Annotated in this window: 4 protein-coding genes; all 4 read right to left on the reverse strand. The window is 71.4% G+C overall.

Features of this window, described 5'->3' with window-relative positions; genetic code table 11:
- Nucleotides 1-127: 127 nt before the first annotated feature.
- Genes ACFWX1_RS22415 through skfB form a run of 4 tightly spaced genes read right to left on the reverse strand, consistent with a single transcriptional unit; the run spans nt 128 to nt 5948 of the window.
- Nucleotides 128-1186: an LLM class flavin-dependent oxidoreductase gene (locus ACFWX1_RS22415; RefSeq protein ID WP_378390201.1), complete on the reverse strand. Its 1059-nt coding sequence runs from the start codon at nt 1184-1186 to the stop codon at nt 128-130.
- A 49-nt stretch (nt 1187-1235) separates the two neighbouring features.
- Nucleotides 1236-3050 (reverse strand): ABC transporter ATP-binding protein, encoded by a 1815-nt coding sequence (locus tag ACFWX1_RS22420; protein WP_378390203.1) that lies wholly within the window; start codon nt 3048-3050, stop codon nt 1236-1238.
- Entirely contained in the window at nt 3050-4600 is a 1551-nt protein-coding gene (locus tag ACFWX1_RS22425) for a hypothetical protein (RefSeq protein WP_378390205.1), read from the reverse strand. Before ACFWX1_RS22425 ends, ACFWX1_RS22420 begins: the two co-directional genes overlap by 1 nt.
- Nucleotides 4593-5948 carry a sporulation killing factor system radical SAM maturase gene (skfB, locus tag ACFWX1_RS22430; RefSeq protein ID WP_378390207.1) on the reverse strand — a complete coding sequence of 452 codons (1356 nt, stop codon included), beginning with the start codon at nt 5946-5948 and terminating at the stop codon, nt 4593-4595. The genes ACFWX1_RS22425 and skfB overlap by 8 nt, the downstream gene beginning before the upstream one ends.
- Nucleotides 5949-6054 lie beyond the last annotated feature (106 nt).

A 6054-nucleotide genomic window follows, 5' to 3' on the forward strand; every position in this document is an offset into this window, starting at 1 on the left:
GCATCCTTCTCTTCATCTCCCACACTCCCCCCCGTGGGGCGGGGGTGGGTGCTCTTTGACGCCCAACCAACCGCCTCCCCCGGTGTTCCGGGGTCCCCCCCCCGCGCCTGTGTCCACAAAGGACGGATCAGGGGGCGGCCAGGCGTCGGCGTACTTCGGGGAGCACCTCCTCGCCCATGCGCTTGACGTTGGCCAGCACGCTGTCGTGATCCCCGGAGACCTCCACCTGGCACAGCACCCGGCGGGCACCCGACTCGCGGATCTGGCGCACCAGCCGCTCGACGCAGACCTCCGGCGTCCCGACCGGATGCGTGGCCAGCGCGGACTCGGTCAGCCCGTCGACGACCCGCTCCTGCGGGGCGGCGCGGTCGACCCGCTGCGGCACGTCCAGCAGCAGCCGGTACTGGCTGTTCGCCCGGACGAACTCGCCCGCCGCGCGGCGCATCACCCGGCGTGCCTCGTCCGGGCTGTCGGCCACGTGCGCGAACAGGGCCATCCCGTGCGAGTAACCGTCGCCGGAATGGCCGGCGGCGCGGGCGATGCGGGCGTGTTCGGCGATCATCGCGGCCTTCGCGCCGGCGTCCTTGTCGAAGAACAACAGCATGGGCAGCCCGCGCGACGCGGCCAGTTCCACCGACGCCGGCGAGTTCGCGGCGACGTAGACCGGCGTCGGCCCGGCGTCCGCGGGGCCGGGTTCCGGGGTGACCTCGCGGAAGCGGTACAGCTCGGAGTCTGCGGACACCGGCCCGGACAGGGCGGCCAGCGTCAGGTCCAGTGCCTCGGGCAGCCCGTGCCGCCAGTAATCGACGCCCCGCCCGATGACCTCGTAGTCCACCACCGGCTGCGCCCGGCCGACGCCGAGGTCGAACCGGCCGCCGGACAGGTGATCCAGCAGCGCGGCCTGCTCGGCGACGTGCACCGGCGAATGCAGCGGCAGCACGGTGACGGCCGTGCCGACCCGCACGGTGCTGGTCCGGCCGAGCAGGTACCCGGCGAACGTCAGCGCGGACGGGTTGACCCCGAACGGCACGAAATGATGCTCGGTCACCCACACGTCGTCGAAGCCCGCCGCCTCGGCGGCCTGTGCGGTGGCCACCCCGCGGGCCAGCACTTCGCCCGCCGTCTGTCCTTCGTATCGGCTGGTGAACACGAACGCGCCGATACGCACCTCGTTGTCGATACTCATGACGGCATCCTCGCCCGCCGGTGCGCTCCGGGGCTTGGACAAATGGGAGTCACACGAGCTGTCCCGCGAGCCGCTGATACAACGGCTCCCGGCCGAGCAGGTCGTCGTGCCGTCCGGTCGCGACCACGCGTCCCTGGTCGAGCACCGCGATCTGCTCGACGTCGCGGACGGTGGACAGCCGGTGGGCGATCACCAGGACCGTGCACCGCTGCGCGACGCGCCGCACGGTGGCGGTCAGCATCGCCTCGTTCTCCGCGTCCAGCTGCGCGGTCGGCTCGTCGAGCAGCAACAGCGTCGGACGGCACAGCAACGCCCGAGCGATCGCCACGCGTTGCCGCTCCCCGCCGGACAACTGCACACCCCGATCGCCGACCTCGGCGTCCAGCCCGTCGGGCAGCCGCTCGACAAGGCCGGTGAGGTTGGTCATCCCCAGCACTTCCGTCAGCTCGGCTTCGGAGGCCTCCGGCGCGGCGTAGCAGAGGTTGGAGCGCAGCGAGCCCCACAGCATCGGCGCTTCCTGCTGAACGTAGCCGATGCGGGCACGCAGATCGCCGATCGGCAGCGCGCCCAGTTCCGTGCCGCCGAGCGTGATCGAGCCGGAATCCGGCTCGTAGAACCGTTCGATCAGCGCGAAGATCGTGGACTTGCCCGCGCCGGACGGCCCGACCAGCGCGGTCCGGGTGTGCGCCGGCACGGTCAACGAGGCCTCCCGCAGCACGGTCCGGCCCTCGGTGTACCCGAACGACACCTTGTCCAGCACCAGTTCGGCGGCCCGGGACTCCCCCGCCACAGCGGGGGCGGTCTCCCCGCCCGGCTCCTGCGGCAGTTCGAGCGTGTCCTGGATCCGTTGCAGGGCACCGAGACCGCGCTGCACCGACGTCGCCGCGTGCAGGATCATCACCAGCGGCATGACCAGCATCATCAGGTACAGCAGGAAACCGACCAGCTCACCGAGGTCCATGGTGCCGTCGGCGACCCTGGCGCCGCCGACCCCGAGCACGAGCAGGAACGAGCCGTTGGCCGCGATGGACATGGTCGGCGAAACCACCGAATCCAGTTTCGCCGCCCGGACCCCGGCCCGGTAGGCCGCGCGGGCTCTGGCCTCGATCCTGGCCGATTCCCGCCCCTGCGCCCGGCTGGCCAGCACCGTGCGGACCGCGCCGAGCGCGCGGTCCAGGTCGGCGGTCATCTCCCCGACGCGGGTCTGCGCCTCCTCGGACGCGCCGCGGATCCCCCACAGCGCAAGCCCGACGAGTGCCGTCGCCGCCACCACCGTGGCGAGGACGAGCACGAACATCGACACGTCGATCAGCAGCATCATGATCACCGAGCCGCCGAGACCGACGACGCCGACCACCGCCTCGACCACCCCCGAGGAGACGACCTCGCGCAGGAGCGTGGTGTCGGTGCCCACCCTGGCCAGCAGATCACCGGAACGCAGCCGATCGTGCTCGCGCACGGGCAGGTGCAGCAGGTGCGAGATCAACCTGCTCCGCACGCCGAACACCATGCCCTCGCCCGAACGCTGGAGCAGGAAGCTCTGCAGACCACCGAGCAGCGCCTCGCCGAGGAACAGCGCCGCCAGCGCGAAGACCAGCCACGTCACCTGGCCGCCGATATTGTTGATCACGCGCATTACAAGCAGCGGCTGGACCAGTGACATCCCGGCGCCGAGCAGCCCCAGCACCAAGGCGCCGATCAGGGAAACCCGCTGTGGCCGCAGATAACGCGCGAGATCGCGCAGCCTGGCGCGGGGTCCCGCGCCGTCCGGGTAGCCGGTGATCGGCGGCGGACCGGACCAGTCGGTCTCCGCCGTGTCGGCCTCCGGCGGCGTCTGCCGGGACGAGAGCTTGGAACCGATCATCAGTGCCTCGCGATCACTCGTCGGCCGTGCGCCTTCTTGTCCGCCGACCGGGTACGACGTGCCACGCGCTCCCCTGGCGTGCGTTCGGCGGCCAGCAACGGCACGATCATCGAGGCCGCGTTGTAGACCACGTGCGCGAGCAACGCGGCGATGAGCCCCACTTCCACCACCACTACTCCCAGCACGGTCCCCACGGCGAACAATTCACCCATCCGGATCCATCGCGGACGGACCACCGAACCGCTGTGCATCGCCGCCCACAGCGCGGCGGGCACCGCGGCCGCGAGCAGCGGTTCGCCGGTGAGCCACAGGCACACCGGCACGCCCAGCAACCGGAACACGGTCTCCTCGCTGATCGCGCTCTGCACGGTGATCCCCACGACGTGCCCGATACCGACCCCGGCGCGCCGGAGCGACCGCCGGTCCGGCGCGGTGGTGACCCGGGCGATCCCGTAGCGCGCGAGCAGCGCGTAGCCCGCGGCGGCGAGGCCGAGCCAGGCCGCCCCCAGCCAGGCTCCCCAGCCGGCCTGGCGCAGCGGGTCGTCCAGCAGCGGCAGGCCGATCCGTTGGGCGACAACGGTTCCGGCCAGCACGGCGAGCACGACGACCGAGGTGGACACGATCGCCGAGATCAGCGACATCGCCACGTTCAGCACCCGGAAGGCGGACCAGGACAACCTGCCGTCGTACCCGTTGACCACCGAACCCTGCATCGCCGCGTACTCGGTGCCCAGCACCGCGAGCAGGACCGGCACGGTGAGCACCACGAGCAGGAACGGATCGATCCGGCCACCGCCGAACGCGAGGATGGCCACGCCGAGGACCATCGCGACCACCGCGCCGAGCATGCCGCCGACGCCGGCGAGCGCGTCGCGCTGTTCGGCGCGGTCGACGTCCTCGGCGTCCGGCGTGACCACCTCCACCTCCGAGTCGACCTGGAGCACGGCGGTGCCGACGGTCTCCACGTTCAGGTCGATGCGCAGGTCACCGGTGCCGGTACGCAGGCGGTGCGTGCGCTCGACACCGCCCTCGCTGAGCTCGAGTTCGCCCTGCCCGCTGACCTTCGTCGTCGCCCACAGCCCGCCCGTGCCACCGTCCAGTCGCGGCAGCAGTTCGGCCGTCGCCAGCTCCGGCGCGGTCCGTTCGCGCGCCACGACCAGGTGCCGGACCGGGCCGTCGATGTCGAACAGCAGCACCTCCCCGCGCGCCGACAGGCCGACCAGCACGCTGCCGGTGCCGTCCCGGACGAACCGGACCCGCCAGGCCCCTCGCAGCCCCCAGCGCCGGAGGAACGCGTCGTCGCGGTCGGCGGCGTCGAGCTGATGCAGCTTGTCCACGATTTCGTCGTCGAACCACAGCGTGCCGAAGCTCCGCCAGCCGCTGACGTCCGCGCCGCACAGACGACGCACCGCCACCACGGCCTGCTCGATCGCCTCCTGCCTGGTCTGCGCGCGCGACGGGGTCAGCGACGGGTAGGCGCTGCGCCGGTAGCGCACGAACAGCAGGATCACCACCGGCAGGCTCAGCCCGAGTATCAGCAGTTCACCCACAGCCGCCCTCCCTTCCGGCGCAACTTCCGGCGCTACTTCCGGCACAGCACGACGTGCCGGCGGCGGGCCACCGCGCCGACAACCCGAACGGGACGTCGGCTTCTTCGTCGATCCGGAGATTGCGCACGCACGCGCAGTCCGTGGCTTCGGCGCGGATCACGGCCAGCCGCGCGGGGTCGCCGATCCGGCCGAACGGCTCGTCCCGGACGTCGCCGAACGCCGTTTCCTCGACCTGGCAAGGAGTCACCTTCCCGTCGGCGCGGACGTACCAGCTGAGGTAACCGGGCGTCAGGAACTCGACGGGCAGTCCCGCGCCGGCGAACTCCTGATCCGGGTCGGCACAGCGGTCCCAGCCGACCACCTCGATCCCCAGGTCCCGCTCCGCCACCCGGGCGAACTGCTTGACCACCGCGTTCACCTGGTCCTCGGTCAGCACGAACCCGGCGTCGGTGCCGCGGCCGACCGGGACCGTCGCGCCCGCGCGGAACACCAGGGCGCCCGCGGCGGCCACGTCCTCGATGACGGACTCGACGTCGCCGTGGTTGGCCGGCGAGACCGTCATCGCCACGAACACCGGCACTCCCGCCGAGCTCAGCCGCTCGATCGTGGACAGCGCGCGCCGGTACGACCCGGCCCGGCCGCGCAGCAGGTCGTGGTGCTCCGCGCGGCCGTCGATGCTCACCTGCGCGCGGACGTTCCCGCAGCTCGCGACGTACTCGACCAGTTTGTCGGACCAGGCGAGCCCGTTGGTGAAGATGTCCACGTTGTCGATCAGCGTGCTCGCCACGGCCAGGATCCGCGGGAATTCCGGGGCGATGGTGGGTTCCCCGCCGGTCAGGGTGACCGCGGCGGTGCCCGCCTCGGCGAGCCGTTCAAGGACGGCGGTCCATTCGCCGGCGCACAGTTCGGCGGGCATCGGATCGCCGGAGCCCGCGTAGCAGAACGAACACCGCAGATTGCACCGGTTGGTCAGCTGCAACGACGCGTTGAGGGGCAGATACGCCGCGGTGGACCCGCTCACCTTCACTCCGCCCCGCAGTTCGCCCGCCAGCCAGCTCTCGGTCACCGGATGCGCGCCGAGAAGACGTTCGATATGCCGCCGGGCCGTTTCGACGGGCTCGTTGTCCAGATGACTGCGTAGCCTGGCCACGGCGGCCACGCTGCCGGCGCGCGCCATTTGCAACGCGAGTTCCAGCGCCAGCCCGCTCATTCTGACGTAGTAAAGACTTTGCCTGTCGACAAATATTCCCCCGTTCGGCTGCAGATGTATCCCCCAGACGACCGGGTCGTCCCGTTTCCCCGCGTCCTGCCCGAGATCGGCATCCGCGTCGTCCACCACGACTCCCATGGCTCTCACATCCCCGTATCCGATCGATCGCGCCCGTGCTCGCAAGAAACGTCTTCCCGCCCGCTCCGAAGATCGGTGTCCTGTCCGGGTGGTGCACCACCCGGAC

Origin of the sequence: Amycolatopsis sp. NPDC059021 (assembly GCF_042739895.1) — a bacterium.
Classification (GTDB): Bacteria; Actinomycetota; Actinomycetes; order Mycobacteriales; family Pseudonocardiaceae; genus Amycolatopsis.

Excerpts from the sequence above, each read along its gene's own strand:
- ACFWX1_RS22420 (WP_378390203.1), bottom strand. The coding sequence starts at position 3,050 with ATGATCGGTTCCAAGCTCTCGTCCCGGCAGACGCCGCCGGAGGCCGAC.
- skfB (WP_378390207.1), bottom strand. The coding sequence starts at position 5,948 with ATGGGAGTCGTGGTGGACGACGCGGATGCCGATCTCGGGCAGGACGCG.
- ACFWX1_RS22415 (WP_378390201.1), bottom strand. The coding sequence starts at position 1,186 with ATGAGTATCGACAACGAGGTGCGTATCGGCGCGTTCGTGTTCACCAGC.